Below are 26,235 nucleotides of genomic sequence, written 5' to 3' on the forward strand. Positions count from 1 at the left end.
ATGCTTTGATAATTTACGCTCTGAAATTGATCAAACTTCATCAAAATAAATTACGCATCAGTTCCAATATCTTCAACTATACAAACAATCACAATTTAACTCATTTACCCCGGTTGGCACCAAAGGTTGGCAGCACCCCAAAAAAACCGCAAATAAACGCAAAAAAGGGAAACTGTATTAACAGCCTCCCTTTATAATAATCAATAACCCTTAGTACTACTTAGCAACCTTAACCTCACACCGTTTAGCATGCAGAATAGGCTCGGTATATCCGCTAGGCTGTTTGCAGCCTTTAAAAATAAGGTCGCAGGCAGCTTGAAAAGCAATGCTCTTTTCATAGTCAGGAGCCATATTATGATAGTGCGGATCGCCATCATTCTGGCGGTCAACCACGGCAGCCATCTGCTGCAAAGCCTGCATGACCTGAGCTTCGGTACAGAGCCCATGATGCAGCCAGTTAGCCAGATACTGGCTGGAAATACGCAGTGTTGCCCTGTCTTCCATGAGTCCCACATCATTGATATCAGGAACCTTTGAGCAACCGATGCCCTGCTCTACCCAGCGGACCACATAGCCCAGAATGCCCTGACAATTGTTTTCTATCTCACGCTGAATGACTTCGGGAGTTAATGTTCCTTCCAAAAGAGGAATCGTCAGCAGATCGTCAAGAGTTGCTCTGGATGCCCCTGAAAGCTTGGCATGCTGCTTAAAAACATCCACGGTATGATAATGCATGGCATGCAACACCGCAGCAGTTGGCGATGGAACCCATGCGCAATTAGCTCCGGCAAGAGGATGGCCTTGCTTGGTTTCCACCATTTCACGCATGCGATCCGGCATAGCCCACATTCCTTTACCTATTTGCGCTTTACCGGAAAAACCGCAGGCAAGGCCCACATCAACGTTCCAGTCTTCATACTTGCTCATCCAGCGTGCATTTTTCATGTCCGCCTTACAAACCATGGGGCCGGCTTCCATACTGGTATGGATTTCATCCCCTGTGCGATCAAGGAATCCGGTATTGATAAAAATAATCCGATCTTTTGCCGCACGGATGCATTCTTTAAGGTTAACTGTAGTACGCCGCTCTTCATCCATAACCCCGATCTTCATCGTTCCGGCAGTCATGCCCAGAGCTTTTTCAACTCTCGCAAAAAGCTCGCAGGTAAAGGCAACTTCTTCCGGTCCGTGCTGCTTGGGCTTAACTATGTAAACACTTCCGGTTTTACTGTTTTGAAAGCGGCCCAGCTTTTTTATGTCGTGCAAAGCAATAAGCCCGGTCATCATCGCATCAAGTATGCCTTCAGGAATTTCTGTTCCATCGGCAAGCAGCACTGCATCGGTTGTCATGAGCAGTCCTACATTACGAATCAGCAGCATAGACCTACCGGACAATGAAAAAGTCGTACCGTCAGATCCGGTGTATTCACGGTCCGCAGCCATACGGCGCACAACCTCTTTACCGCCTTTCTTAAAAGTTGTTTCAAGATCACCGCGGATAAGTCCCAACCAGTTACTGTAGGCCAGAGCTTTATCTTCGCCATCTACAGCTGCAACGGAATCCTCGCAATCCTGAATAGTGGTGACTGCAGCTTCCATCACAACATCTTTTACTCCGGCAGGATGATCACGCCCGATAATATTTTCTGGATCAATATGGATTTCAATATGAAGACCATTGTTACGGAAAAGAAGTAAAGAGCCATTCTGCGCGTACCCTACAAACTGAGCAGAATCAGCAAGCAAGGATTCTGATCCATCTTTCAGCACCGCACTGAACTCAACATTTTCTTTCGACGAGATTTTGTATTCCACAACATCAGCATGCTTTCCAGCGGCAAGCGGGACTGCGCTATCCAAAAATCCAGAAGCGTATTCCATGACCTTACGGCCGCGAACGGAGTTGTAACTCTTACCCTTTTCTGCGCCGCCATCTTCAGGAATTACGTCTGTTCCATAAAGAGCATCATAAAGACTGCCCCAGCGGGAATTGACCGCATTCAGCGCGTAGCGGGCATTGGTAATAGGCACTACGAGCTGCGGTCCGGCGATGGTTGCCAGTTCAGGGTCCACCCCTTCTGTTTCAATGGCAAAAGGCTCACCTTCAGAAAGAATATATCCTATATCATAAAGAAATTTTTTATACTCGGCAGCATCGTGAGCTTGCCCCTTACGGGATAAATGCCACTTATCAATACGCGCCTGAAGCTCTTCACGCTTTTCGAGCAGTTCCCTGTTTCGAGGCATCAGATCAGTCAGAATAGATTGCAGCTCTTCCCAAAAAACAGTGCATGAAGAAATTCCTGTCCCCGGTATAATCTTATTTTCGACCAGCTCATACAAAGGTTTGGCAACCTTGAGTCCGCCAACTGTAATGTGTTCCACAATCCTTCCCTCACTGTTCTCTAATTATTCGCGCATCAAAACATTTTCCATTGGTCAGACCAATTAAACATCCGAGTATTTCTCTGTCAATGCGTATAGATAGAGACTGAATACAGTATATAAATTATCATGCTGGTTTAGAAAGTCAGGATAGCGGCTTAACCTTGTGTCCACAATCTTGTAGCAGGATCACTCAGATAATCCCCATACGGGCAGACTGGAACGGGCTGTTTCGCATATGTTTTAGCCACAGTCTCAGCCATGCAAATCATTCCAGTCGGCTTCAACCATGTTCAGCAACGCCTTGCTTTCCTTCACCAACAGGCTGGGCTTACTAAAATCCGGGGTTCCGGCCAGCTTTTGCAGCAACAAAGCGTCCCTTTCATACCACAAAGGCAGCAGGCCTCCGAAGAAAAAGCCCTCCGCACGAGCAGCTTCAACTGCTACAGAAATACTGTAACACCATAACGGCAGATAGATATGATACTTATGCATACCTTGATGTTCTCGAAGCACTCCTGCAAGACATTCTGCGAAATCGCTGCCGATGGATTCAACTTCAACCTTTACCAGCCCGGCTTCATCAAGAAGCTTTACTGACAGATTTGTTTCACCTGCGGAAGCAAGTTCCTCTGCTCCGAACGTGTCCGGAAGAAATGAACGGTTCAGCCCCATCCATTCATAAATATCACGCAGCTGTGAGTCATAGCGAAAAGGGAGAACAACTTCATCCGAGCTATTTCGCAGCACTATCATACCATCCAAAAGTGAAATATAGCCGTAGGATTCCTCCTCTCCCGATCTGGGCGGCATTGACTCGACTTCAAAGGCACACGGTAAGGCTTTAAACTTCTTGCAAAGTTTTTGCGAAGTTAAGTGATCGCACACACTCTGTCCGAAAAAACCGTCAAACTCCAAATCTTCTGGAGGACGATGATGAAATCTGCTCACCATCCGCAGACCGAGGGACGTACCTCTATAATCCGGATGAACAATCCATGACCCGCCTTCCATAATTTTAGGATTGGGGGCCGCTTGAAACAAAGCATACAGCCCCACCACGTCTCCCTTAGGAGTACGACCGACAATCTGAATCAAATCATCACCTTTGTTGATGCGGACCAGTTCATCAGGATCATAGACATGATCCACTGGAAAATTTTCACCATAAACAGCGTAATAGAGCCGCGCTATACCTACAGCATCCTCATGTTTGAAATAATCAACCTCAAACTTCTGATCAGGTTCTACTATGTATGAATCTTCCCTCAAACGGGCCAAATTCTGCTCTCTGCTATTATTCACCGTTATTCTCCATACGCACATCATCTTCAAAACTGCGGCAGTATATTCCCCAGAAAAGGACTCCAAACCGGGGCACAAAAAAACTGTGAAATAAATCGTTCTCATTTCACAGCCGGTTACATTTATAAAATTATCTGAACACACTTTTCAGGATAGAAATGAACTCCTCCAGCACCTGCACTTCTACCAGACTGACGCGAATCCAGTTCGGAAAACGGAACCCGGTCATGGTACGAACCAAAAATCCACGACGCAGAAGTTTACGTTGCAGCAGGGTATCGGAAATCGGCGTTTGAATCATGGTGTAGTTTCCTTCGCCGATAATATGATTAAAGCCTAATTCCGCACATGCCGCGCCGATGATTTCACGCCCCCGACGCACCATCTCCAGCGTCTGCCCGATGAATGGAGACTGATCCAGCAGTGCCGCTCGAGCGGCCACCTGGGCCGTAGTGTTGACGGAATAAGCTACATGAGCACGGCTTATTATGTCGGTGACTTCCTCGCCCGCACAAAGATAGCCCACGCGCAATGCGGCAAGAGCATACATCTTCGAAAAAGTTCGAAAAACCACAACATTGGGGTATTCATCCAGCAGCTTAATGCCGTCCGGGTAATCAGGACGTTCCACATATTCGAAATAAGCCTCGTCCACCACCACGATGCACCGCCCGTCCACCGCATCCAGAAAACGACACATGGTTGCCTCGTCCCAGTAGCTTCCCGTAGGATTATTAGGATTGCAGACAAAAACAATCTTGGTCCGGCCATCCATGGCGGCCAGCATGGCTTCAGGATCAAAGCGATAGTCACTATCCAACGGAACCAAACGCGCTTCAATACCGGAAAACTCGGCAACCCATTCATAGACCGCAAAAGTTTTATCCGCTGTGATTATATTGTCACCCGGCTCACAGAAAGCTTTAACCACGCTGGAAATCAATTCACAGGAACCGTTACCCACTAGAAACCGGGACGGGGCCGGACCAAGAACCTGAGAAAGAGTCTCCCGCAGAACCTTACTGTCACCGTGCGGATAAACGGGCATGAACCCGGTATCCATGCCGGACAAGAGTTCACGGACAGCGGGCGATGGGCCTAAAAAATTTTCATTGTTATTAAACCGGTGCAAATGGTCGAGGCCGAAAAGCTGCATCAGTTCAGCGTCCGGAGGACTCGGTCGGTACGGGTCGAAGAGTCGGATGTGAGCCGGGATGAGAAGATCAAGATTCAGCGGCATAACGAAAAATCAATGTATCTGACTGCCCTCCATGGGGCAGAAGAAGTTCGGGACGGAATCCGCTACGGAGCAGATATTCGCCCATGGCGGCGTGCCAGCCTTTGGCAAGGTCGATTTCAAAAAAAATGTTTCGGTATCCTGCGGATACAAGTGAAGCCACATGTTCGGATATATTTTCACCTATGTCCGCACCGTTCAGTTCCGGGTAAAGAAAGACTTCACTCAGCACAGGGGTAAAGCGCGCGCCTATAACAGAACTCGTATGAACGGTCTCACCAAGGTTGCTCACCGGACGCAGATCACGCAGCAATTCCAGCGACTCGTAACAACTGCGCAGAAAATCGGCAAATCCTTCATGAGTCCAAGCTGTTGCACCGTAATCCTCCTGAAGCATTCTACCCCAGACAGAATGTATAACCGGGGCAGTTTCTCCCTCAAGCATATACGGAAGTTCTGCCAGCAGCTCAAAACCATAGTCGGCCAGCGGTTGCGTCGCCAGACTGCTGAATATATTTTTAGTTTTGGTCCGTCCCACGGCCTGCAGCATGGAATTGATCAATCCCCCGGCAACAGAGCCGTCAAAGGAAAAATCGTAGGGGCCGAAAAAAGTGACGCTCTGCTCAGAGCGCTTCTGCCAGAAAATGATTCCGCACAGACGTCCTGTCTCGTCGCGGGCTTCCATGGCATTGAGTTCTCCGGCCCGGACGAGGTCCGCAGCTTTGCCCGGACAGGCACACCACACCGGCACCACGTGAGGAGAATGTAGTGCGGAGATGGAACTGCAGGCTTCAAGCAACGCCCCCGAATCTTCAGTCACGGAAAACGTTATCTGCCCCTGCACCAGGAAGCTTTCTACCGGGAACAGATCAGGCTCAGGATATGTCTTGTCCACCCGCAGGGCAATCTCCATGCGTCTGCCCTCCAGCCCGACACGAAAACCGTCCGACATACGCGCGGCCAGCAACAAAGGCAGAGAGGTCCAATCCCGGTCATCCCCACACGAATCCGGGGAGAAAGCCAGATTCATAGCCGAAAGGTCGACACCTTTCGAATCGAAAAAGACCCCGATCTCCACTCCGGTGCATATAGGCCTGAAGATTGCTTCTATTGCGTCAGTTTCAGCAGAGGCAAGATAGAGCAGCAGTTCTTCGGCACAGTGAACCAGACGCAAAGTTCTGGCGCTGTCCAGCCCGAAGACTCGGCCGCTATGCTCGGCAGCAGCCTGCATAAGTCCGGCCCAGGCTGCATCGGCAGGAAGATGAATACGAATGCACTGTGCGTCGGTGCTCACAAAAATCCTCGCTAATAAATTTGATTAAATGGCGCAGTCCTGTCAGAAAAACTTTACAAAAGGTCCATCAAAACGATAATCGCAAGCAAAGATAAGTACTCTTGCATCCGCGAAACATCTAATACTATTATTTAGATCTGCAACTATGCTTCTTTTTTCCCGAAATGACAATTCCTTGTTGACCCCTGAGTTCTGCCTGCTCATGACGGTTACATTTCTGGCCTTCTGTAACATTTCCCTGTTCTACGGGTTGAACGCATATCTTGAAACACAAGGTATTCCCTCATTCTGGCGTGGAGTTCTGCTGGGTCTGGAACCATTCACTGCCCTTGCAGTCAGACCGTTAATCAGTCCCTTTCTGACCGTACGCAACAGCATCTCCGTAGTCGCAGTCTCCCTGATAATCCTTATGGGCGCGTTGTGTTCCTATTCCGTAGCCGACACCATCTGGGCCTTGTCCTTGGTTCGGATCGCCCACGGATTGGGATTAGTACTGCTGATTTCGGCAATGGTAATACTGCTGGTGGCATCCATTCCCCCCGCGCGGGCAGGTCAGGCATTCGGCGTATTTGCCATAGCAGGACTGCTGCCTTACGCAGTACTGCCACCGCTGGTGGAAAAACTTCTGCCCCTGGCCGGCAGTGAACCGCATGTCTACGCACTGTTCTCTCCGGCACTGCTTATAGCCATGCCCGTGCTCCCTTACCTGCGTAAACGCATTCTCAGTTCGGAAAACAACAGAGGAACCTCACATAGCCGCCCTTCATTCTCCGAAATCAAAACGAATCTCCGCGCACCGGGAGTAGGACGCCTTCTGGCCGCCAATGGCCTGCTTTTCACCGCCACAACAGTAGTCTTCTTTTTCATGAAAGACCGGCTGACATTACTCGATACGCTTAATGCGGGACTTTTCTTCAGCGTTTCCACTGCCGCAACCATCGGAGTACGGGTATTCTGCGGTAAACTAATGGACGGTATGAACCGCTTCACCATGCTGTTTGCCGTTATGCTGGCACTGGCGACAGTCATCGCTCTTTTCAGTTTCGCAGGAGAGGCCTCAGCACTTCTGTCTCTGGCCGGGGCCTATGGAATTTGCATGGGATTCGCCATTCCGCAGTTGAACGCGGCCATGTTCGAAATCTCCCCGCCGCAATTACGGGGATTCAATACCAACATGATGTTATTCACCATGGATGCAGGGTATGTATTCGGACCGTTACTGGCCGGTGGGCTACTGGCAGCAGGAACATCAACGGCCCATCTGTTCGCATGGTTTGCGGTTTGCCCGCTGCTGGGAGGGATTCTGGCCGGCAGTATGCACCGCCGAAACTCACACAGATATAATCTCCCCGGATAAAAAACTAATCCGTCCCCTGCCCTGCCAACCTGAGCACCAGATTGGCAGCCACCTGCCGTCGATATTCTACGGAGGCGCGTATATCACTGATGGGCCGGACCGCATGCCTTACGCTTTCCCCTACTCTAATGAAAGTCTCCATGGTCGGCTCACGCCCCATGAGCAGGGCTTCGGCCTCGGGGCAACGGACGACTGTAGGTCCTACACTACCCCACGCCAAACGGGCCTCAGCGATGACTCCTTCCTCAATACGAAGCAGTGCAGCCAGACTGACAACAGAAATGGCCAGAGCCTTACGCCGACCTACCTTTTCGAAATGCTGAATACAATTTTTCAGGGGCACGGGCACAGTCACGGCACCAAGCAACTCTCCCGGAACAAGAGCCGTCCGACCGGGAGCGGTGATAAAATCGGCGATAGACATATGACGTTTTCCAGTAGAAGAATAAATCTCCACTTCCGCACCCAGCACATAGAGAGGCGGAAGGGAATCCGCTGCCGGAGACGCAGTACAGATGTTGCCGCCGAGTGTAGCCATGTTGCGCACAAGCGGGGATGCAAAAAACTTCAGAGCACTATGCAGCAGAGGCAGTTGTTCCCGGACGGCCTCGTTTTTCAATAAGGCTGTCATGGTCGTTGCAGCCCCGATACGGATTCGGTCTTCCAGAATCCCGACGCCCATAATGTCCGCAACCTTCTCCAGACAGACAATGCAGCCCGGAGCTGGTGAACCGGCGCGCCGCTTCACCAGCAGGTCTGTCCCCCCGGCCATGACCTTTGCATCCGGGTTGGCCTGTAAAGAGTCCAAAGCTTCCTCTACTGTGACCGGGAATAGAATATTCATCGCTGCACCTCACACTCTTTTTGCAGCCGTTTTGCAGCGTCTTCCACGGCGTCGATGATCTTATGATAGCCGGTACAGCGGCAGAGATTGCCGGAAAGGGCTTCGCGAATCTCCTCACGGCTGGGATCGGGATGACGCTCAAGAAATTCGGCGGAGGTAACAGCCATGCCCGGTGTACAATAACCGCACTGTACCCCGCCAAGCTCCACCAAAGATCTCTGGACCGGATGCACCCCGTCCTTATCCAATCCCTGCGCTGTGGTCACAGTGTGTCCTTCCAACTGGGCGGCCAGCATCAGGCAGGAAAGTCTGGTCACGCCATCGACCAGCACGGCACAGGCACCGCATTCCCCGGTACCGCAACCCTCCTTGGGGCCGGTCACTCCGCAGTGTTCCCGCAGGACATCCACAGCACGCAATCCGCCGTCCACTTCAAGGGTCCGGGATTCGCCGTCCAACACAAAAGATATGATCATAATTTTCCGCCTCCGAGCGCGGCCAGAATTCTTTCCGGAGTAAAAGAAGCTTCAGTCATGGGCATCCCCGAGTGCAGCAGCGCAGAGGCTACAGCCGGAAGAGGACCGTTCATGCCCACTTCGCCTATACCCTTCATGCCGAAAGGACCGGACTGCTCTTCCGTATTCACCGCATGGGACTCGATATCGGGAAGATCTCCGGCTCCGGGGATGACGTAGGTACTCAGGTCCGTGGTCAACAAGCGTCCTTCATCTGAGACACAATCCTCCCAGAGAGCGAAACCCAACCCTTGAGCTACCGCGCCCTGCACCTGCTGTTCAAAATTCTGCGGGTTAAGCACCTGTCCTCCATCGGTGAAGGCCACGTAGTCGGATACGGACACAAGACCGGTAAGTTCATCCACCTGAATACGCACCAGATGGGCTGCATAGGGAAAAATCAAATGGGGGAAGCCGAGCCTGAAATTTTCACCGCCCTCAGGCATATCCTGCGTTACGGGCATCATCGCCTCCCCGATACAGAACCTGTCCTCGCGGTGAAGCATACCTGCCAGCGCGACCAAGGGAAATTTCCGCCCGGAAGCTGCATGGAAAACCGCACCGGACACAAGCTCAAGGTCCGCGACGTCATCGACCATCATAACCATAGCCGCCCGATGCAGGAGTTTGTCCCGCATGGCTTTGCAAGCCTCGATCAATGCTTTGCCGTAGGTATATGTCGTTCGTCCGGCGGACGATGATCCTGAAGGATGGGTACGATCAGTATCGGGCTGAACCAACTCCATCAGGGACTCATCCTGATTCAAAATTTCACAGGCCATCTGCACAAAGGTAGGACTGTTGCCCTGACCCATATCGCTAACGCCGTTGTATACCCTGAAGCGTCCCTCTTCGGTCATCCGAATTTTTGCCACAGCCGCATCAGCAAGCCCCCGACCATAGCCCATTCCATTATATATCGCGGCAATGCCCACACCCCGCCGGGTAAAAGAAGGAGCATTACGCACCCATTCATTCCGCGACAGCCAAAGAGGATGGTTTTGCAGTCCGGCCAGACATTCCACCATGCAGGTGGAACGGGCCATAGTCACACCTACTCCATTTTTATCCCCCTGACGGATGGCATTTTTGAGCCGCAATTCCAAGGGGTCCATACCGAGCCTTACAGCCAGACGATCCATCATGCCCTCAAAGGCAAAACAGACCTGAGCCACTCCAAAACCGCGAAACGCTCCGGCTACAGGATTATTGGTGTAGATACATCGGCCGTTGGCCTCCAGATGCTCCACCCGATAAGGACCGCTGGCATGCTCCAGACCGAGAGCCATAATTTCCACCCCGAGGTGGGCATAGGCTCCAGTGTCGTAGTCCAGATCACAAATCAGGGCCCTCAGGGTTCCGTCCGCCCCGGCTCCGAGCCGGAAATGCATCCGTGCCGCATGCCGTTTGTATCCGGCAAGCATACTCTCCTCACGGCTCCACCACATTTTTACCGGACGTCCGCCAGCATGCATGGCGGCCAGAGCCAAAAGACATTGGACGGTGGCTCCGTCCTTACCCCCGAACCCTCCACCGAGAAACGGGGCGGTGATGTGCAACCTGTTCGGCGGCAGTCCCAAAGCCCGTCCTATCTCGAATCGGTCACGAAAGGGAGCCTGAGTGGAGACGGTCATATGCAGAATGCCGTCCTCATCCATACGCGCCGTGCCGTTTTCGGTTTCCAGAAAACAATGTGCCTGCTGGGGAGTAAAAAAAGTTTCTTCGATGACTACATCACACAGGCTCAGGGCAGCCTGAGCATCACCCTTGCGCAAGGTGGCCTGCTTAAGAACGTTGCCTGTTTCAAGGTCATGAATCTGGAGTGCATCAGGCGCCAGAGCCTTATCCAATGTGTCCACAACAGGAAGGGGTTCAATATCAAGAACGATGGCCCGCAGTGCCTCGGCCAGAATCTCCTTCGTCTCGGCTACCACCAGAGCCACGGCATCACCTGCGTGGCGCACCTTGTCCATGCATAACACAGGCATATCCCAATAGATGAAACCCTGCCGATTTTCACCGGGCACGTCCTCAGCGGTAAGAACCGCCACAACACCGGGTATCTTTCGGGCTGCCGAAGTATCCAAACTGCGAATTAGACCATGAGGTACTCCGGCACGCAATGCTCCTGCCCAAACCATATTTTCAGGGTATTCATCCGAAGCAAATATCTCCCTGCCGAGAGCCTTAGCGGGAGCATCAAAACGAGGTGAGCGAGAGCCCAATTTATGCGCTGAGGACATGAAACCTCCTAGTTAATTACCAGAAACGATGATATAGCCGTTAAGGTTTGTCAATTAAAGGAAAGCGAAGAAATCGACCATATCATAATAGAAACATTCACACGTATATGCTTGGACAAAAAGTACTTTTCCCAACAAATGAATCCCCTACGGGATCACCGTATTGTGAACTCTAAATCTTTCTATCTGTCTTCAGGACAGCATTAATAGGTATTTTTACATGACCAACAATATTATGGCGCTGGCTGAGAACAATCAACAGCGCGCCAAACGTGTTCTTGACGAAACGAAAATCTTGGAAATCTGGGCTGCTGCTGGGCTGCAAGCCGAATTGGTAGGCTCCGTACGTATGGGGCTTTTAATGCGCAATCCCGATATCGACATGCATGTATACTGCAATCCTTTCTCCCTTACTGCCGGATTTGAAGCGATCTCACGCCTGGCCCTTAATCCGCGTATTCGCCGCATTGAATATACCAATCTTTTGGACGCTGAAGACCAGTGCATTGAATGGCATGCATGGTACGAAAACCCTGACGGGGAAACATGGCAGATCGATATGATACAAATTCATATGGACTCTCCTTACGCCGGATACTTTGAGCGTGTTGCGGATGCCATCCGAGACAAACTGACCCCCGAAACCAAACAAATCATTCTGGAGATAAAATACGCTGTTCCCGACGGACAGAAAGTCATGGGGATCGAAATCTATCAGGCAGTACTCCGTGACGGAATCCGTAACTATGAGGAATTCATGGAGTGGAAAGAAAAAAATCCGCAACAGGAAATCATCACATGGATGCCATAATTACGCAGGATTAATTCCTTCAATCGGGGTCTTCAGCACTTCCCGGACTGTCCGGCATATAGAAGGCCCTGCTTATACTCATCCCTATTTCGGATAGAATCCGCGCAGACGGTTAAGGATTCCCTTGGCCCGATCCGAGTAAAGCTGCAACCGCTCCCACTCCGGTTCAACTGTCAACTTCTGGAGAAGCAGACCGTCATCATCAAACCAGCGGGGTATAAAGCCTACCGGGAAACAGCCGAGTCCAAGCAGGATTTCCGCAGCGGCCCCGCATTCCGGGACCCCCAAATTCAAAAACCACTGAATATTAACGCATCCCTTACGGCTACGGCTCGCGTCTTCTTCCATGGCCCGGACATAATCCATGAAATCCATACCGGGGCGTACAACACTAACCCGCAAAACCCCGGCAAACTCAAAATATTCCACAGTCGCATCCGTGGCAGGTGCCACCAGATCGGCATCGGCCGAAACCGTGACTCGTTTCGGTTCATACCCATCCATGAAGAAGGCTAAAGCATCCTCCAATCCTGCTGGCTCATGCACTATGCGCTGGACAGTTCCGCTTTCCCTGCTTTGATAGAGGCATGAAACACGGCCCTCGCCTTTGTCCGGCAGCAAATCCAGCTCAATGCCGGTCTCCATGAAACCATACAGAGAACTCAGATGCTGGGTGGCAATGGTATCACATACAGCTTCACCGTAGAGAGCAGGCACCTCTTTGGCCGGCCCCTCAATAAGTTCCTTGAACAGAAAAAAGAGCATAAAGGAACTGCGGTAATGAGGGTGGATCATGCCCATCCCGCACTCCAGTAATCCTTTGAACGGAGCTGAAGAATGATACAGGGCCATATGCCCTGCTATCGATCCATCTTCCAGAACGGCCACCATGGAACAGACATTGCCGCGCTCCTGCTCTGCACGGATGGCATCGGGAATGTAATAGGCATCAATGGGATAGGCATCACCGTAAATAGTCAGGAACAGTCGGGCCAAACCTTCTGCATGCTCCGGTCGAAAAGGCACAACCTCGAATGGCAAATCCGGCAGAACCGGGTCTGGGATTGCACGCAAGGTCTCGATAGCCTGATCTCTGCTGGACATGTCACTTCCCTTTCGCGTTGATGAAGTTCACAATGTCATTAACAGTCCGCAGGGCAATAGTATCGGCAATGGTCAGTTCTATGGAGAACTCCCGCTGCAGAGCCACGGCCAGAGTGGTCAGTGCAAGCGAATCCACACCCTGAGTCAGCAGAGGCTTATCAGGATCTATCTTGTTCAAGGTTTCAGGGGGAACGACGGAGGCAAACAATTCTATGACATTGGCGACAGTTACAGACATGAAAAACTCCCTTTATCTATTATGAATATACGAACTAAACCGGACGCGATATAAAATATCCAGCCTACCGCAAGACGAAACGCTGAATCTTTCCAAGCGGAGTCATGGGCATATCCTTACGAAATAGAATTTCATTGGGGACCATGAACTCTGGCAGATGTTCAGCAGCATATTGCCTCAGTTCATCCATCAAGCTCCGATCCGCTTCGGTATTAGGACTGGTCACCACATGAGCGCGCACCATGGTAAACGCTCCCGCAGATCCTCCGGTAACAGCACATTGAGCCACAGCAGGATGTCCAAGCAATACATTTTCCACCCTGATAGGCGAAACCCACTGGCCACCGGCTTTGAACATGTCATCCTTGCGGCCCAGCACGCTAACCACCCCATTTTCCATCCGGGCCAGATCGCCAGTAAGCATCCACCCGTCTGCAGAGAACAGGGCAGCAGTTTTACCCGGCATATTCAGGTAGCCTTTAGTCATGGTCGGTCCTTTCAGAGCCAGTTCACCTTCGATTCCGTCCTGGACGGGCATATGGCCGTCATCAAGGACCGCAACCTCAAACGGAGGAATAGGCCTCCCGATTGTGCCGGGGGTAAAATCAGGTGATTTGGTGCGAATATTTACGGTCATGGATTCGCTGGAGCCGTAGCCCTGCCGAATATCAATGCCCATCTGTTCCTTCCACGCGTTCTGAATAGCTTCCGGCAGTCCCTCCCCAGAAGACATGCACAGGCGGAGACCGGCAAAGAGCGTCGTGTCTGTAACGCTCATGAGCAGCATGGCGTAAAATGTAGGTGAGGAAGTGAAAACAGTAACCCCATGGTCTGCAAAGGCATTAAGGATGGACAACGTATCCGGTTTACCACCGAAAAGAACGGTTGCGCCGCCGCTCCAGAGCGGAACGCACAGAGAAGAATAAAGTCCGTATGCATGGAACAGCTTTGCTGTACTAAGGACGACGTTGCCTGATTCCAACTCAAGATCATCATAAGCGGATTCAGCAACAATACGAAAATCGGAATGGGTATGAGGGATACCCTTAGGGTGCCCTGTACTCCCCGAGGAATAGAGAATCACAGCCTCTCCCCCGCCGAAGGCAGGATGAGGTATGAAATCATCCGACTCATTTTCCAGAAATCGGGCAAGGCCGTCATCGTCCAACGCAATATTCCGACATTCGACGGAAGATGCCGCGTCCAGAGCGGGATGACCTTCGTTGGCAACTACCAGCTTCGCTCCACAATCTTCCAGAAAGGCCTCATAATCAGATAACATTACGCGATTATTAACAAATGATGCGCTCACTCCTGCCAAAAGTCCCCCGAGAAAAACTGTCATGGAGGTCATACTGTCCGGCATGGCAATAAGGATACGCTCCCCATGCAGGCCCCCCTGATTTCGTATCGCTGAAGCCATTCGCCTGACCATCGCACCCAGTTCGGCATATGTTGCTGTGCGCTCACCGCAGATCAGTGCAGTCCTATCCGCCCAACGAGTACCACGATGCAACAAATCCGCCGCAAAATTATATTCGGATTGTTTACTCATCGAATTATCCTCCATGTTGCTGATCATTCAGCAGGTCAACACCTGCAGCTGATACTCGGAACTGATCCGAATAACGTAGGAAGATATAAGCCTAAATGGACTAATCTCTCAACCTATAACTGATACACCGCCCCCCGCCGCCCACCATTTTCCGAGATGCACAGGGAAACGGATCTACATCCGGCCCCTTTTACATATCTCTGTTCTCGTCCATAATTTTCCTTTTACCTAACTTGAGCGATCCACCAGCCTAAATTGCATTATCTCTAGCGTATCAATCTGTTTTTGTTTATAATTTTATCCAGCAATTGACCAAAATAATTTCACCAATTTGGTGGAGGGCTACAAGACGGCTACCTTGCTGAAAAAACGATCCCAGCGGCACTACCCGCTATGCTTATCTGGAATCCGGTCAGCTTTGTGAAATACTGCTGCCCGATGGCAAAACCATTGAATACCGTTTCGATGAAGACGGTTTCCGCTCAGAGAAATATATCAACGGCAAGCTGGTCCAGCGTTATCATTGGAAAGATTTGGTTACCCTTTCAGCTATGGAAGACGGCAGCGGAACCACTGTGTCCAAGTACAACAAAGCAGGAAAAGCGGTCGGCATGATCCACCGTAAACAGACCTACCTGCTCGGCACCGATCAATTGGGTAGCGTCTTTGCAGTTGCGGATTTGTCGGGAAACAGCATACAGGAAGTCCTATACGATTCTTTCGGTAGAAAGATAATGAACAGCAACCCTGAATTCAACATCCCGCTTGGATTTGCTGGCGGTCTTTATGATGAAGATACAGGCTTGATCCATTTCGGCTTCAGGGAATACGATCCGGTCATTGGTCGTTTCATTTCACCTGATCCGCTGGGATATGCCGGTGGCGATGTGGATGTATATGCTTATTGTCAGGATGAACCGGTGAATGGAACTGATCCGCTGAGGTTGTTTCGATTCGGTAAGAGACGACTTGGAGCACTGAAATTTCTCGACACCAAATAAGCCCAAAAAGTCAAAGAAGTCATCCAAAAAACACCCCCTGGTAAACTGGGATCAGCTCTGGCCGAAGCAGTTGGTGATGATGTAGAAGAAGCCATGGATGAAGAGAATGTCGAACCTAAGCATGAGCATGGCTTCTATGAAGATGGCAGCGGTGACAACGTTGGATTCTTCAAAAAAGGCAAAAAGCGTAAAGAAAATAAAGATGAATACGAACTCGAAGAAAAACAATATGACGACAAACGCATGGATAGGGCTGAAAAAAGCGTAAAAGAGGGAGAATACTCACTTTTGGGCAATCCTATCACAGGGAAGAAAAAGAACAATTGTCAGGACTATGCAGACAAACTTCGCAAACGATATGAAGAATTGGAACGCGGAGATCGAATGAGATAAAATGAATGGTTCAGGAGGGGCATCGCCCCTCCGAATCCAGAGTTAATAATGAGAAAATTCATATTTCTAGGCATAATAATCTGCCTACTGGCAATCTACAATAGCAACATCTTTCAATCCTTTATTTTTCCAGAGAAATTCTATGCGCCCATCATCGAAAAAAAATTTGATGTGACCAAGAATGGGACTACAATTGTTCTTCCGGTGAAGCACAAGTACATTGAACCCCATTGTTTATATATATCTGTCCCAGATCCTGATGCTTTTACCCAATTAATAATTCGAAACAACACACTTGATTTCAATTTCAGTAAAGAAACAGGAACCTTAAAATACAAATTTATTTCTGATGGCGTTACTCTAGATGAAGGAATTACCATTCAGCCACAAAGAAAATATTTGCTAGAATCAACTACTAGCTCATCCATTTCTATTCTTCAATTTAACCTTCCATACAAAAACAGTAGTGACAACCTTGAACTACATCTTCAAGTAATAGAACCGATGACCTTTTTGTCTAAGTATTCTGGAGAAATAACATGCAATATTCGACCAGAAACCGACTACAAGTAAAAAACTATGCAAGACATCTTCGACATCACAGAAAAAGAAATCCAAGAATTATCCGACTCCGACCTTCGCACACTCATTGGCCTTCTGTGCGAGGCTGAGCTTGAGCGTAACGACCGACCAGTAACGCTCTGCCCTTCGCCTTCAAGTCCTTTCGGTGGAGTGATGTATCGTTCATACAGGTTTAAAGAAACAGCCACTGGAACCTTGAATCCGGTTTCTTTCGCCTGCCCGGTCACATCGATCAGGTTTCCGTCTTCGATTGCCTGCTTACGGGTATAGGAATAAATCATCCGAAACAGTGGATCGCAGTTAATTACCATCAAGAATCTCCTTCAATTTCATATTGTTAAATAATCATGAAAATTGAAGGTTATCCTGATTGGTTTGATTTGGTCACTGGGGTCTTGTGATTTTTTGGGGTGATTCTGTGGATCAGATGCGAAGATAATTTTATTTACTATTGGGTACAGAAATAGATTTACAAAAAAAACAACAATATGCTACGGAGAAGATAAGAAAAAAATTTAACTGGACGAATATCAACATGGTTAAAAAGATTATTTTAGCACTAATCACATGCATAGTTTTGCCGACTCATCTATATGCAGATGATGTTCTAAAATCCTTTATTCCTGAATCGCAATATGACCCAAGATCACTATATGACATTGAACTGTACTATAAAGTAATGGAAGCAACTAAAGACGAATTTGGACCATTTAAAATCGACCTCATTCAACGAGAAGCATCTCAGAACCGAGACTTACGTGAAGTAGCATCTGGTAAAGCGGTAAACGTTGACATTGTAGCTGCACGTACAGAATGGGAAAAAGAAACAATCCCTATAAGAATACCCATTTTAAAAGGACTGTTAGGAATCAGGCTATTTTTGATAAAACAAAACAAGCTGGACTTATTCTCTAATACCGACAGCCTAGCTGAGTTAAAAAAACTACGACTTGGTTCTGGAAAAACATGGAGTATTACCCAAGCACTGCAAAGACAGGGATTTAATATTGTATCTGGGAATAACTATGATGGATTATTCAAAATGCTGGTCATAAATCGATTCGATTACTTCCCAAGAGGACTTAATGAAATATATAAAGAGTTGGAATTAAGAAAAACTGAATATCCTGAGATAACGATTGAACCAACTATTGCGTTAAAAATTCCTTTACCTACATTCTTCTTTGTTTCACCCCAAAATCCACGTTTAGCAAAACGCATTGAATGTGGCTTAAAAAAAATCATGCAGAATGGTGTATTTGATGAACTATTCCAGAAACATTTTGGAAACCTGTACCAAAGAGCACAACTCAATAAGAGAAAAATTTTTATGCTGGATAACCCTTGCTTATCACAACAGACTCTTAAAGCTTTGAAACAATAACACCTTGAATCCGGTTTCCTGCGCCTGCCCGGTCACATCGATCAGGTTTCCGTCTTCGATTGCCTGCTTACGGGTATAGGAATAAATCATCCGAAACAGTGGATCGCAGTTAATTACCACCAAGAATCTCCTTCAATTTCATATTGTTAAATAATCATGAAAATTGAAGGTTATCCTGATTGGTTTGATATGGTCACTGGGGGGATTTGATTTTTTTGGTGATTCTGTGGATCAGTGTTGGGGTGTGGAGTTGTAGTGGATTCTTCGGTTGACCGAAGACGGTGACGTGTTCTAAAGGCTAATTCATATTTTAGATTACGGGATTACTTTTTCAACAAACCAGACGGGTTTATCAAAAAGCTGTGGATGAGTCTTTTTGATAACTTGTTCTAACTGTATTGGCAGAGTTGTCTGATATAGAGTTGCAGCACCGGTAAAATCAGTGTTTTTTATTATTGCATTACTAAAATCAGAACCAATTAATGTCGCATTAGTAAAATCTGAACTTATAATTTTTGAGTTATCGAATGAACAGTTACTCAAATGAGCATTACTAAAATTCACCTTATTTAGATATGCATTTTCAAAAACCGCATGTTCAAGATTAGAATTCATCATTTTTACAAAAACTAAACTTGCTCCACTAAGATCAATATCTTCTAAATTAGCTTCTGAAAATATAGCAAAATTTAAATTTTCATTTTTCAACACGGAATTCATTAAATTAGCTTTGCGAAAACATACACCGACTAAACTACTATTCTTAAACATACTTTTGTCCAAATTGGCATTCTCTAAATTAGCCCCTTGCATATTTGAGTTATAAATAGTCACGCCTTCTAAATTTGAATTAACAAAATATGACCTTAAATCAGTAGCATTAAATACCACTTCTCGAAAATCTGCGTCCTCAAAATTAACATTATAAAAACTGGAATTACAAAAACTTGAACCAGACAAACTTGAATTAGTAAAAGTAGAATTATTTGCGTTAACAAATAAAAATGTAGCAGCATTCATATCTGCGTAATCAAAATATGAGCTTCGGAGTGTAGCTTTTTTGAATTTTGATTTAGTACAATTAGATTTAAAGAAAATAGCATGATCTAAATTTACACTTTCAAAACAAGAGTTCGATATATCAGAGCTACTGAAGTTAGTATATTTAAACTCTCCACCGCTAATAAAATTGTCAGTAAAAACAGACGACCAGATATAACAATTACTAAAATTAGAATCAGCAACTCTACTCGCATCAAAAACTACATCGTAAAATAAATTTTCACCAAAAATAGCATCTTGAACCTTAATACCACTTAAATTAACTGAGTTATAATGAGATTTATAGACTTTTGTTCCATTAAATAATGATCCTTCAAGATTTGAATTAACAAAAGTAGAATTAAAAACCGATGTTTTTTTAAAACCAGCATTAGTCAAAGAACAGTTCTGTACTCCCACATTCAACCAATTCGCTCCACTTAAATTAACATTAGCAATATCAGAATCCTGAAAAACGAATCTATTTAACTGCTGACCATTAAACGAACAATCCGTAACACTAGAGCTATGAATTGTTGAATTAAAGAACCTACTGTAATCTAGGCTTACCCTATTCATATCACATCCATAAAAACTGGTGTTATTAGCAACTAATCTATTTAGAGAAGCACCATTTAAATCAGAGTTAAAAATAGCAGAAAAACCCCAAGTAGAATTACTTAGACTAGCATTATGAAATCGACACTGAAGAAGAAGGGTCTTGTTGAAATAAGATTCATCCATTTTAGCACAGTCGAACGTTGCATTAACAGCTTGAGAATTATTAAAATCAACTCCGACCATACTAGCGCCATCAAAAATTGTATTATGCAACGAAGCTCTTCTCAAGCTAGTTCTTTTTAAGGGCCTTAAATTGAAATTTGACGGGTCAAATTCAATGGCAACATTCCTTCTCCAATCTTGCGCAGCTTTGTGTATTTCTTCTATCTCTGAATATAAGTCATTTTTTGCCTTACACCACATAAGAGAAGCATTATTAAAAGTAGCCCCATTTAAATTTGCAGATGTCAAATCGGCACCATCAAGAGTAGATTTGTTAAAATTCGCTCCATTTAACTTAGCTTTTACTAAACTTGCTTCTCGTAAATTTGTTGAGTTTACACTTGCATCTGTAAGATTAGCTTCATTCAAATTAGATAATGATAAAACACTATTATTTAAATTGCTTTTAATAAGGCTAGTGCCATTCAAATTTGCGCCATATAAATTAAGACTGTGTAAATCTATTTGGCTTAACCGCGCATCATGTAATTCTTTTTTGTATGCTTCAATTGATTGCTTAACGACCTCACGAACAGCATCGGGCTCTTCATTCATGCTGAAAGAAGCAATTGTTTTCCAAAAAAAAAGCAAATCTGGCTGAAGAGGTACTCGCTTCTGTTGTAAATAAAAAATACCAGAACAAGCCTCGTTTTTATTATCTGTTGCCATCCTTGATTGAAATGCCAATAGCTGAGTCTCCAGAGAATCAATTGCTTGCCCATAACGAGTTGTCGCTATACCAAACAGCACAATGTAAATACTCACAAGCCATGGCATGAAACTACTTGGCTTGGTGTAGTTTATATCGTCCTCTTCTCCTTTAGTTCGTGGGAATAATTTTTCACAAACAAGACGAGCCCCAGAATAATTATAAAACTTGGGATATTTCCTACAAAGAAGAACAAAGAGGACAGTGTAAACAATGATAATCGCGACTTGCACTTAACTACCTCATCAGAAAAACAAAACACTCTGACTTACACAAACTTTATATTTAGCTCATAACGACACCATTAGCTACACTTACTATCTTTGGTCAATACACATGTTTGACAAAACACACAGTTAATTATAACAACAATCAAAACGCCACTCACCCAACCCCGGTTGGCACCACAGGTTGGCAGCACTCCAAAAAAACGCAAATAAACACAGAAAAGGGTTAACCCAAACAATGAGCTAACCATTTAATATTGTACTACTTTTGTACTAGATGGTGACCCCGGCAGGAATCGAACCTGCGGCACCAGGATTAGGAATCCTTTCTGTTGGTCGTAACTCACTGAATTAATTGAACTTATTTTTAATATAATTATAAGTAAGCACTCACATTTGTTGACACAGGTTGGCATATGGTTGACATGAATGTACTTTTTTGAATTATTAAATCATTGCTATTTAGCAATATTAATTAAAGCTGCTACAAGTTGCTCCTGCTCAAAAGGTTTAGTAAGGTATTCCGTTACACCTACATGTAAAGCTTTATCTCTAAATTTTAATGTTGCATGTGCGGAGAGTCCTATAATCGGAATTTTTGAAATTTTTGAAAATTCATGGGCTGTTCGTATTATACTGGTAGCTTCAAGCCCATCCATTATAGGCATTTGCATGTCCATTAAAATTAAATCAAAACTATCTTTCTGCAATATATTTAAACATTCTTTTCCATTGTTAGCACAAGTTACTGTATGCCCCATTTTCTCTAAAGTACGTTTTGCCATAATCTGATTAACTTTTTCATCTTCTACAAGTAAAATTTTTAACGAAGTTAAGCTGGCTGGGCTAATGGGATCTGATATATCCGTGTTTAATTTTGTGTCACACTCTTTCACTAAGACACTAAAATACAATGTCGTTCCTACGCCTTCCTGACTTTCAATGCGTATACTTCCACCCATCAGCTCAACTAAGTGCTTAACAATTGACAAGCCCAGTCCAGTTCCTTGGTGTTTTTTAGACAAAGAGTTGTCCGCTTGAGTAAAAGAATCAAACATTTGGTCAACCTTGTTTGTTGGAATACCGACTCCTGTATCTTTTACTTCGAAAAATAACATGATGTGACCTGTTTCATCGTAAGGTCTAGAGTGAACTTTAATATCGATAGTTCCTTTTTCTGTAAATTTAATAGCGTTACTGATCAAATTTACAAGAATTTGACTGATTCTCCCTCCATCGCCTAAATATGCTGCTATCATATTTTGGTCTAAAGAAACATTCAAAATAATTTGCTTTTCACTCAATTGCTTTTGAAAAATATTTACGCATTGGTCAATTGTTTCGGATACGTTAAATGGTGCAGCCTCTATATCAAGTTTTCCTGCTTCAATTTTAGAGAAATCTAAAATGTCATTAATTACTTGCAATAGATGTTTTGAAGAATGTAAAGCAGTCCTGACATAATTGGTTTGCTCTAGATTGAGTGACGTGTCGAGTAGAAGCTGTAGCATTCCCATAACCCCATGAAGTGGGTTTCTAACTTCATGACTCATATTTGCTAGAAACATACTTTTTGCTTCATTTGCTGACACAGCTTTTGCTTTCGCTATTTTTAGCAAACGCAATAAAATAATCATGGAGATGAAAAGAATACTTATTAAAGTAATTTCAATCCAATATTTTTTGATAACAGCAGATAATGAAATTTTCCCATAGTTCGTGTACGGACCATAGTTTAAATCTTTTAGACAGTTATGGACTGTTTGATAGTTTAGTGGAATTGTCCACCCAAAACATGATGCGGCTTTTGCTGCTACTGATTCTGGTGACATTTCAATTAGCTTTATAGCAACTTTCTCGGCTAATTCTTGTTTAGTTTTTTTAAGTTTGGCAATTGGCCATTCTGGGTAGCTAGGAGTAGATTGACGAAAAAATCTTCCTGATGTTCCTTGTATATTCTTATTAAGAATTGAAAAACTATTTATATTTATAATACCTTTTTTATCCATTTCTTCCAGTATTTCAGTTCTCACTGTGCCAGCATCAGCTTTTCCTTCGACTACAGCATGTACAACTTCATCATGTGTTCCCCCGAACTTGAGAGATGAAAAATGTTGGCTAGGATTTATTCCTGCAACCTTTAATTCACGCCATGCTGTTAGCCATCCGCCAAACGAATTTTCTTTTACAGCGATAAAGTGTTTTCCTTTAAGATCTTTAAACTGCTTAATGTTATTCTTCTTAAGAGAAAAAACAACTCCTCCGAATTCTGTGTGCGGCTTCCCTAGTCGATTACTTTTTAATGTTGCAATTCTGTTTACGCCAAAATTTATTTCTAAATCTACATAAATTGCTGGATTTACTAAAATAAAGTCAACCATATTATTAGCTACATATTTTTTTACCTGACCAAATTCAATTGGAACAATAGTAAATTTTATATGCGGTATGGAATCCGTTAAATATTTTGCAGTAGGTGACCAACGATCAACACATATATCTTTACCTCTATTAGCTAAAACACCAATTTTGACATCTGAATTGGCTGCTTCAGATATTTTCGAGAACCAAAGTAATGCAAAAAACGCAATGATTAGTATTGTAATTCTATACATAAATTATTTTTGCTTTTTTGAGAATTGCCAACATGATAGATTTTAATATCAAAGAGGGTGTTCTGTAAACTGCGAATCAAGAGGATTAGCTGACCAGTCCGGTTGACCAAAAACTTGCTCACCTGTAAGAGTTTAAGACTCTCTTTACATCTATTATTTCTATAGGTTTAATCATAATATCATTAAAACCAGAATCTATAATTCTTTTTTGCTCAGTTAGATCATGCGCTGTGCAAGCTATGATCGGTATTTGAATATTATCTACACCTGCCTCCCCACCACGAATACGTTTAGCAGCTTCTTTACCATTCATGATCGGCATATTTACATCCATGAAAACAAGATCGATTGCGTTTAAACTTAATATTTCAATTGCAAGATAACCATTGCCTGTAACAATGACTTCACATTCCATTTTTTCTAACAACATCTTGAGGAGCAATTGGCTTGTCGGATCATCTTCTACAACTAAAACTTTCATACTAATCCTTATAAATAAAACACTAGCTGACCAATCAAAACGACAAACACATGCTATTACTCATAAAATATGCTGCATTTGATTGCTATGTAAAAATATAAATCTCAATTTTAGTGGCACAGATCTACAATTGCCGAATTAACCCTATCGATAATTTCCTGCGACACCGACCTTGAATACATAATATACCGTTTGTTTCCACTCGGTATATCATTCATTGGCAGCAAGGAAAATGAATTCAAATTAACTTCTGCTTCTTTAGTGAGTTCGCCTACTTCTTCGGGGGGTAACAATATAAAATCGAAGCGCCCCGCCACCAACATCCGAATCAATTGAACTTGCTTTCCTGTAACAGAAACAACTTGATGTTGATATTTTTTAATCAGCCCATCAACAAAATCTCCTTCGGATTGTCCATCTATTACTCCTATCTTAAATTGCTTACTATCCATAATATCTTCGAGTGATGAAAAGATCATTATTTCATCTGCGACAGCATTTAATGCAAAAACTCCTACCGGCTTATTCGTATAAATGGGTAATGAGAATTTAGCATACTTCTCTCTTTCTTTCGTTTTAAACCAACCAATAGAAGCAACTTCTTTATTACTTTTTATAGCACGTAAAATGCGTTTAGCTGGAAAACAGGTATAATTAACAACGACACCTGCTTGTTTCATAATTTCATTAACACGACTCACTAACAAACCTGTAGCCTCTCCTCCTTCTTTCAAATAATACGGAGGATAATCTATATACCATATATTTAACCGTTCTCTCGCCCAAACACTAGGACTACCGAGAACAATTACAGCTAGCACAGTAAAAAAAGATATAGCTTGCTTGGTATTTAAATTAAACTTACTGTACACATTTTCTCCCATTCACATTAACGATCTATCACCCTAGTGAGTCAAAAAAACTTTCATCTTCTATATTCAACAAGTTCAATTCTTTTTCAAGTTTTTTCATTCATACAACCCATAATTACTTAAAATTTGTAACAATCGAAATCTTCGGTCAACCGAACTTCACCGTCACAGGAGAAATCAAATGAAAATCATAAAATCAATAATTCTAATAGCATTGATCTTGAGTTGCATCCTTCTGGCTAACACAGCAGGGGCAACAACCATCGATGAAGTAATATCTTTTACCACCAAAGAACAGTTTCTGGAGCTGACATTGACCACCGCAGCTGAATCTCAAACCATACCAGTAATTCTCAATGACAACGAAATCGAAGTCAGCACAGGAAAAGGATTCCAGCATATCACCTACTCCCCTGCATCAAGAACCATCTCAATTACCACTGACTGGCCTGATTCATCAGATTACGTGGAAACCTTTCTGGTGAAACTGAAGGACGGGCGCAGGCTGAAACTGTCCACTGTTTATGAATTCGAGGATAACCAAATCCTCAATATAGAAGTCGGTGCTACCAGTCGTAGAAACCGGATTCAGTCATACCTGATGGATCAAACTGCCGGATCGATAGACTCCGAAAATGGAAGGATGATGTTGAAATCCCATATACGCTGGATCGCCAATGAAGTAGCTTTCAGGAATCCAGTGACCGGGGTTGAAGTTGTGGTGCACTAGGCCATGACACACCAACAAATTAAAATACTTGAAACATAGAAAGATAAAATGGCATACTGAGCATGCGGATGTTTTGAATCACCTTGGCGAGGAGATCTAAAATGCCTTTTGCTGCATGGAAGAATAAATACAGTGTTGGAAACGAACGAATTGACACACAGCATAAATCTCTTTTCCAGACGATTAACGAACTGGCTGATGCTAGCTCTGAAAATAAAGAAAACGCATTATATAAGTGTCTTGGCAAAATGGAAAAATACGCTCAAGAACATTTCCGAGACGAAGAAGATTTCATGAAAGAAAATGGTTACCCTGACCTTGAAAAACATATTGATGAACATAAGCAGTTCGTCAACAAAGTTAAGGACTACCAAGAGGCTGTATTTAGTAACTATATTCCATTTCAGGATATGCTTGAATTTTTAAATAATTGGCTGGTCGAGCACATAATTACAAGTGACCAAAAAATAATGAAGTATATCAAAAGCAAATAATTTTTGAAAACCAGCCATCACAGTAAAAAATATAG

24 protein-coding genes are annotated in these 26,235 nt (G+C 44.8%); 8 read left to right on the forward strand and 16 right to left on the reverse strand.

Going from position 1 to position 26,235, the window contains the following annotated elements:
- Nucleotides 1-216: 216 nt before the first annotated feature.
- From ACKU35_RS15340 to ACKU35_RS15355, 4 genes are all read right to left on the reverse strand, one after another.
- A complete protein-coding gene (locus tag ACKU35_RS15340) occupies nt 217-2,388 on the reverse strand; it encodes a malate synthase G (RefSeq protein ID WP_319765416.1) in 2,172 nt (723 codons plus the stop codon).
- Nucleotides 2,389-2,640: 252 nt separating this feature from the next.
- Complete coding sequence (locus ACKU35_RS15345) at nt 2,641-3,690, reverse strand: hypothetical protein (RefSeq protein WP_319760517.1); 1,050 nt, start codon at nt 3,688-3,690, stop codon at nt 2,641-2,643.
- Between the two features lie 130 nt (nt 3,691-3,820).
- The gene (locus tag ACKU35_RS15350) at nt 3,821-4,930 is read right to left on the reverse strand and encodes an aminotransferase class I/II-fold pyridoxal phosphate-dependent enzyme (protein ID WP_319760519.1); all 1,110 of its coding nucleotides are present in this window, start codon (nt 4,928-4,930) and stop codon (nt 3,821-3,823) included.
- Nucleotides 4,914-6,221 carry a hypothetical protein gene (locus ACKU35_RS15355; RefSeq protein ID WP_319760521.1) on the reverse strand — a complete coding sequence of 436 codons (1,308 nt, stop codon included), beginning with the start codon at nt 6,219-6,221 and terminating at the stop codon, nt 4,914-4,916. The genes ACKU35_RS15350 and ACKU35_RS15355 overlap by 17 nt, the downstream gene beginning before the upstream one ends.
- A 175-nt stretch (nt 6,222-6,396) precedes the next feature.
- On the opposite strand from ACKU35_RS15355, the gene ACKU35_RS15360 reads away from it, so the two are divergent.
- The gene (locus ACKU35_RS15360) at nt 6,397-7,578 is read left to right on the forward strand and encodes an MFS transporter (protein ID WP_319760523.1); all 1,182 of its coding nucleotides are present in this window, start codon (nt 6,397-6,399) and stop codon (nt 7,576-7,578) included.
- A gap of 4 nt (nt 7,579-7,582) precedes the next feature.
- Here the strand turns inward: ACKU35_RS15360 and ACKU35_RS15365 are convergent, their stop codons facing one another.
- Genes ACKU35_RS15365 through ACKU35_RS15375 form a run of 3 tightly spaced genes read right to left on the reverse strand, consistent with a single transcriptional unit; the run spans nt 7,583 to nt 11,180 of the window.
- Nucleotides 7,583-8,422: a xanthine dehydrogenase family protein subunit M gene (locus ACKU35_RS15365; protein ID WP_319760524.1), complete on the reverse strand. Its 840-nt coding sequence runs from the start codon at nt 8,420-8,422 to the stop codon at nt 7,583-7,585.
- Nucleotides 8,419-8,898 (reverse strand): (2Fe-2S)-binding protein, encoded by a 480-nt coding sequence (locus tag ACKU35_RS15370; protein WP_319760526.1) that lies wholly within the window; start codon nt 8,896-8,898, stop codon nt 8,419-8,421. Before ACKU35_RS15370 ends, ACKU35_RS15365 begins: the two co-directional genes overlap by 4 nt.
- A complete protein-coding gene (locus tag ACKU35_RS15375) occupies nt 8,895-11,180 on the reverse strand; it encodes a xanthine dehydrogenase family protein molybdopterin-binding subunit (protein WP_319760528.1) in 2,286 nt (761 codons plus the stop codon). The genes ACKU35_RS15370 and ACKU35_RS15375 overlap by 4 nt, the downstream gene beginning before the upstream one ends.
- 220 nt (nt 11,181-11,400) lie before the next feature.
- On the opposite strand from ACKU35_RS15375, the gene ACKU35_RS15380 reads away from it, so the two are divergent.
- The gene (locus ACKU35_RS15380) at nt 11,401-11,991 is read left to right on the forward strand and encodes a hypothetical protein (RefSeq protein WP_319760531.1); all 591 of its coding nucleotides are present in this window, start codon (nt 11,401-11,403) and stop codon (nt 11,989-11,991) included.
- 84 nt (nt 11,992-12,075) lie between these two features.
- Here the strand turns inward: ACKU35_RS15380 and ACKU35_RS15385 are convergent, their stop codons facing one another.
- The 3 genes from ACKU35_RS15385 to ACKU35_RS15395 form a co-directional block, all read right to left on the reverse strand.
- On the reverse strand, nt 12,076-13,095 hold the full coding sequence (locus ACKU35_RS15385; RefSeq protein ID WP_319760533.1) for a hypothetical protein: 1,020 nt from the start codon (nt 13,093-13,095) through the stop codon (nt 12,076-12,078).
- Between the two features lies 1 nt (nt 13,096).
- Complete coding sequence (locus tag ACKU35_RS15390) at nt 13,097-13,333, reverse strand: acyl carrier protein (RefSeq protein ID WP_319760535.1); 237 nt, start codon at nt 13,331-13,333, stop codon at nt 13,097-13,099.
- A gap of 64 nt (nt 13,334-13,397) precedes the next feature.
- On the reverse strand, nt 13,398-14,888 hold the full coding sequence (locus tag ACKU35_RS15395) for an AMP-binding protein (RefSeq protein ID WP_319760537.1): 1,491 nt from the start codon (nt 14,886-14,888) through the stop codon (nt 13,398-13,400).
- Nucleotides 14,889-15,421: 533 nt separating this feature from the next.
- Here ACKU35_RS15395 and ACKU35_RS15400 point away from each other — a divergent pair.
- The 3 genes from ACKU35_RS15400 to ACKU35_RS15410 all read left to right on the forward strand — a co-directional run bounded on the left by ACKU35_RS15400 (nt 15,422) and on the right by ACKU35_RS15410 (nt 16,855).
- The gene (locus ACKU35_RS15400; RefSeq protein WP_319760539.1) at nt 15,422-15,889 is read left to right on the forward strand and encodes an RHS repeat-associated core domain-containing protein; all 468 of its coding nucleotides are present in this window, start codon (nt 15,422-15,424) and stop codon (nt 15,887-15,889) included.
- Between the two features lie 93 nt (nt 15,890-15,982).
- The gene (locus ACKU35_RS15405) at nt 15,983-16,282 is read left to right on the forward strand and encodes a hypothetical protein (RefSeq protein WP_319760541.1); all 300 of its coding nucleotides are present in this window, start codon (nt 15,983-15,985) and stop codon (nt 16,280-16,282) included.
- Nucleotides 16,283-16,330: 48 nt separating this feature from the next.
- Complete coding sequence (locus tag ACKU35_RS15410) at nt 16,331-16,855, forward strand: hypothetical protein (protein ID WP_319760543.1); 525 nt, start codon at nt 16,331-16,333, stop codon at nt 16,853-16,855.
- Here ACKU35_RS15410 and ACKU35_RS15415 read toward each other — a convergent pair.
- On the reverse strand, nt 16,846-17,175 hold the full coding sequence (locus tag ACKU35_RS15415) for a DUF6573 family protein (protein WP_319760545.1): 330 nt from the start codon (nt 17,173-17,175) through the stop codon (nt 16,846-16,848). The genes ACKU35_RS15410 and ACKU35_RS15415 overlap by 10 nt on opposite strands.
- A gap of 140 nt (nt 17,176-17,315) precedes the next feature.
- On the opposite strand from ACKU35_RS15415, the gene ACKU35_RS15420 reads away from it, so the two are divergent.
- Nucleotides 17,316-18,248: a hypothetical protein gene (locus ACKU35_RS15420; RefSeq protein WP_319760547.1), complete on the forward strand. Its 933-nt coding sequence runs from the start codon at nt 17,316-17,318 to the stop codon at nt 18,246-18,248.
- Here ACKU35_RS15420 and ACKU35_RS15425 read toward each other — a convergent pair.
- The 5 genes from ACKU35_RS15425 to ACKU35_RS15445 all read right to left on the reverse strand — a co-directional run bounded on the left by ACKU35_RS15425 (nt 18,216) and on the right by ACKU35_RS15445 (nt 24,976).
- Nucleotides 18,216-18,368, reverse strand: coding sequence for a hypothetical protein (locus ACKU35_RS15425; protein WP_319765442.1), 153 nt, complete (start codon nt 18,366-18,368; stop codon nt 18,216-18,218). The two genes, ACKU35_RS15420 and ACKU35_RS15425, sit on opposite strands and share 33 nt — an antisense overlap.
- Before the next feature lie 195 nt (nt 18,369-18,563).
- A complete protein-coding gene (locus tag ACKU35_RS15430) occupies nt 18,564-21,014 on the reverse strand; it encodes a pentapeptide repeat-containing protein (RefSeq protein ID WP_319760549.1) in 2,451 nt (816 codons plus the stop codon).
- 452 nt (nt 21,015-21,466) lie between these two features.
- Nucleotides 21,467-23,623 carry a PhnD/SsuA/transferrin family substrate-binding protein gene (locus ACKU35_RS15435; RefSeq protein WP_319760551.1) on the reverse strand — a complete coding sequence of 719 codons (2,157 nt, stop codon included), beginning with the start codon at nt 23,621-23,623 and terminating at the stop codon, nt 21,467-21,469.
- A gap of 118 nt (nt 23,624-23,741) precedes the next feature.
- Nucleotides 23,742-24,104, reverse strand: coding sequence for a response regulator (locus ACKU35_RS15440; protein ID WP_319760553.1), 363 nt, complete (start codon nt 24,102-24,104; stop codon nt 23,742-23,744).
- A gap of 110 nt (nt 24,105-24,214) precedes the next feature.
- Nucleotides 24,215-24,976: a transporter substrate-binding domain-containing protein gene (locus ACKU35_RS15445; RefSeq protein ID WP_319760555.1), complete on the reverse strand. Its 762-nt coding sequence runs from the start codon at nt 24,974-24,976 to the stop codon at nt 24,215-24,217.
- 181 nt (nt 24,977-25,157) lie between these two features.
- On the opposite strand from ACKU35_RS15445, the gene ACKU35_RS15450 reads away from it, so the two are divergent.
- Both ACKU35_RS15450 and ACKU35_RS15455 read left to right on the forward strand, forming a co-directional pair.
- Nucleotides 25,158-25,706 carry a hypothetical protein gene (locus ACKU35_RS15450; RefSeq protein ID WP_319760558.1) on the forward strand — a complete coding sequence of 183 codons (549 nt, stop codon included), beginning with the start codon at nt 25,158-25,160 and terminating at the stop codon, nt 25,704-25,706.
- Nucleotides 25,707-25,807: 101 nt separating this feature from the next.
- Nucleotides 25,808-26,200: a hemerythrin family protein gene (locus tag ACKU35_RS15455; RefSeq protein WP_319760560.1), complete on the forward strand. Its 393-nt coding sequence runs from the start codon at nt 25,808-25,810 to the stop codon at nt 26,198-26,200.
- Nucleotides 26,201-26,235: the final 35 nt, after the last annotated feature.

The organism is Maridesulfovibrio sp., from assembly GCF_963676065.1.
In the GTDB taxonomy this organism is placed as follows: Bacteria; Desulfobacterota; Desulfovibrionia; order Desulfovibrionales; family Desulfovibrionaceae; genus Maridesulfovibrio.

What these genes read in the sequence shown, in the direction of transcription:
- ACKU35_RS15440 (WP_319760553.1), bottom strand. Translation starts at nt 24,104, where the DNA reads ATGAAAGTTTTAGTTGTAGAAGATGATCCGACAAGCCAATTGCTCCTC.
- ACKU35_RS15435 (WP_319760551.1), bottom strand. Translation starts at nt 23,623, where the DNA reads ATGTATAGAATTACAATACTAATCATTGCGTTTTTTGCATTACTTTGG.
- ACKU35_RS15350 (WP_319760519.1), bottom strand. Translation starts at nt 4,930, where the DNA reads ATGCCGCTGAATCTTGATCTTCTCATCCCGGCTCACATCCGACTCTTC.
- ACKU35_RS15450 (WP_319760558.1), top strand. Translation starts at nt 25,158, where the DNA reads ATGAAAATCATAAAATCAATAATTCTAATAGCATTGATCTTGAGTTGC.
- ACKU35_RS15375 (WP_319760528.1), bottom strand. Translation starts at nt 11,180, where the DNA reads ATGTCCTCAGCGCATAAATTGGGCTCTCGCTCACCTCGTTTTGATGCT.
- ACKU35_RS15410 (WP_319760543.1), top strand. Translation starts at nt 16,331, where the DNA reads ATGAGAAAATTCATATTTCTAGGCATAATAATCTGCCTACTGGCAATC.
- ACKU35_RS15370 (WP_319760526.1), bottom strand. Translation starts at nt 8,898, where the DNA reads ATGATCATATCTTTTGTGTTGGACGGCGAATCCCGGACCCTTGAAGTG.
- ACKU35_RS15380 (WP_319760531.1), top strand. Translation starts at nt 11,401, where the DNA reads ATGACCAACAATATTATGGCGCTGGCTGAGAACAATCAACAGCGCGCC.
- ACKU35_RS15395 (WP_319760537.1), bottom strand. Translation starts at nt 14,888, where the DNA reads ATGAGTAAACAATCCGAATATAATTTTGCGGCGGATTTGTTGCATCGT.
- ACKU35_RS15415 (WP_319760545.1), bottom strand. Translation starts at nt 17,175, where the DNA reads ATGGTAATTAACTGCGATCCACTGTTTCGGATGATTTATTCCTATACC.
- ACKU35_RS15385 (WP_319760533.1), bottom strand. Translation starts at nt 13,095, where the DNA reads ATGTCCAGCAGAGATCAGGCTATCGAGACCTTGCGTGCAATCCCAGAC.
- ACKU35_RS15365 (WP_319760524.1), bottom strand. Translation starts at nt 8,422, where the DNA reads ATGAATATTCTATTCCCGGTCACAGTAGAGGAAGCTTTGGACTCTTTA.
- ACKU35_RS15405 (WP_319760541.1), top strand. Translation starts at nt 15,983, where the DNA reads ATGGATGAAGAGAATGTCGAACCTAAGCATGAGCATGGCTTCTATGAA.
- ACKU35_RS15455 (WP_319760560.1), top strand. Translation starts at nt 25,808, where the DNA reads ATGCCTTTTGCTGCATGGAAGAATAAATACAGTGTTGGAAACGAACGA.
- ACKU35_RS15390 (WP_319760535.1), bottom strand. Translation starts at nt 13,333, where the DNA reads ATGTCTGTAACTGTCGCCAATGTCATAGAATTGTTTGCCTCCGTCGTT.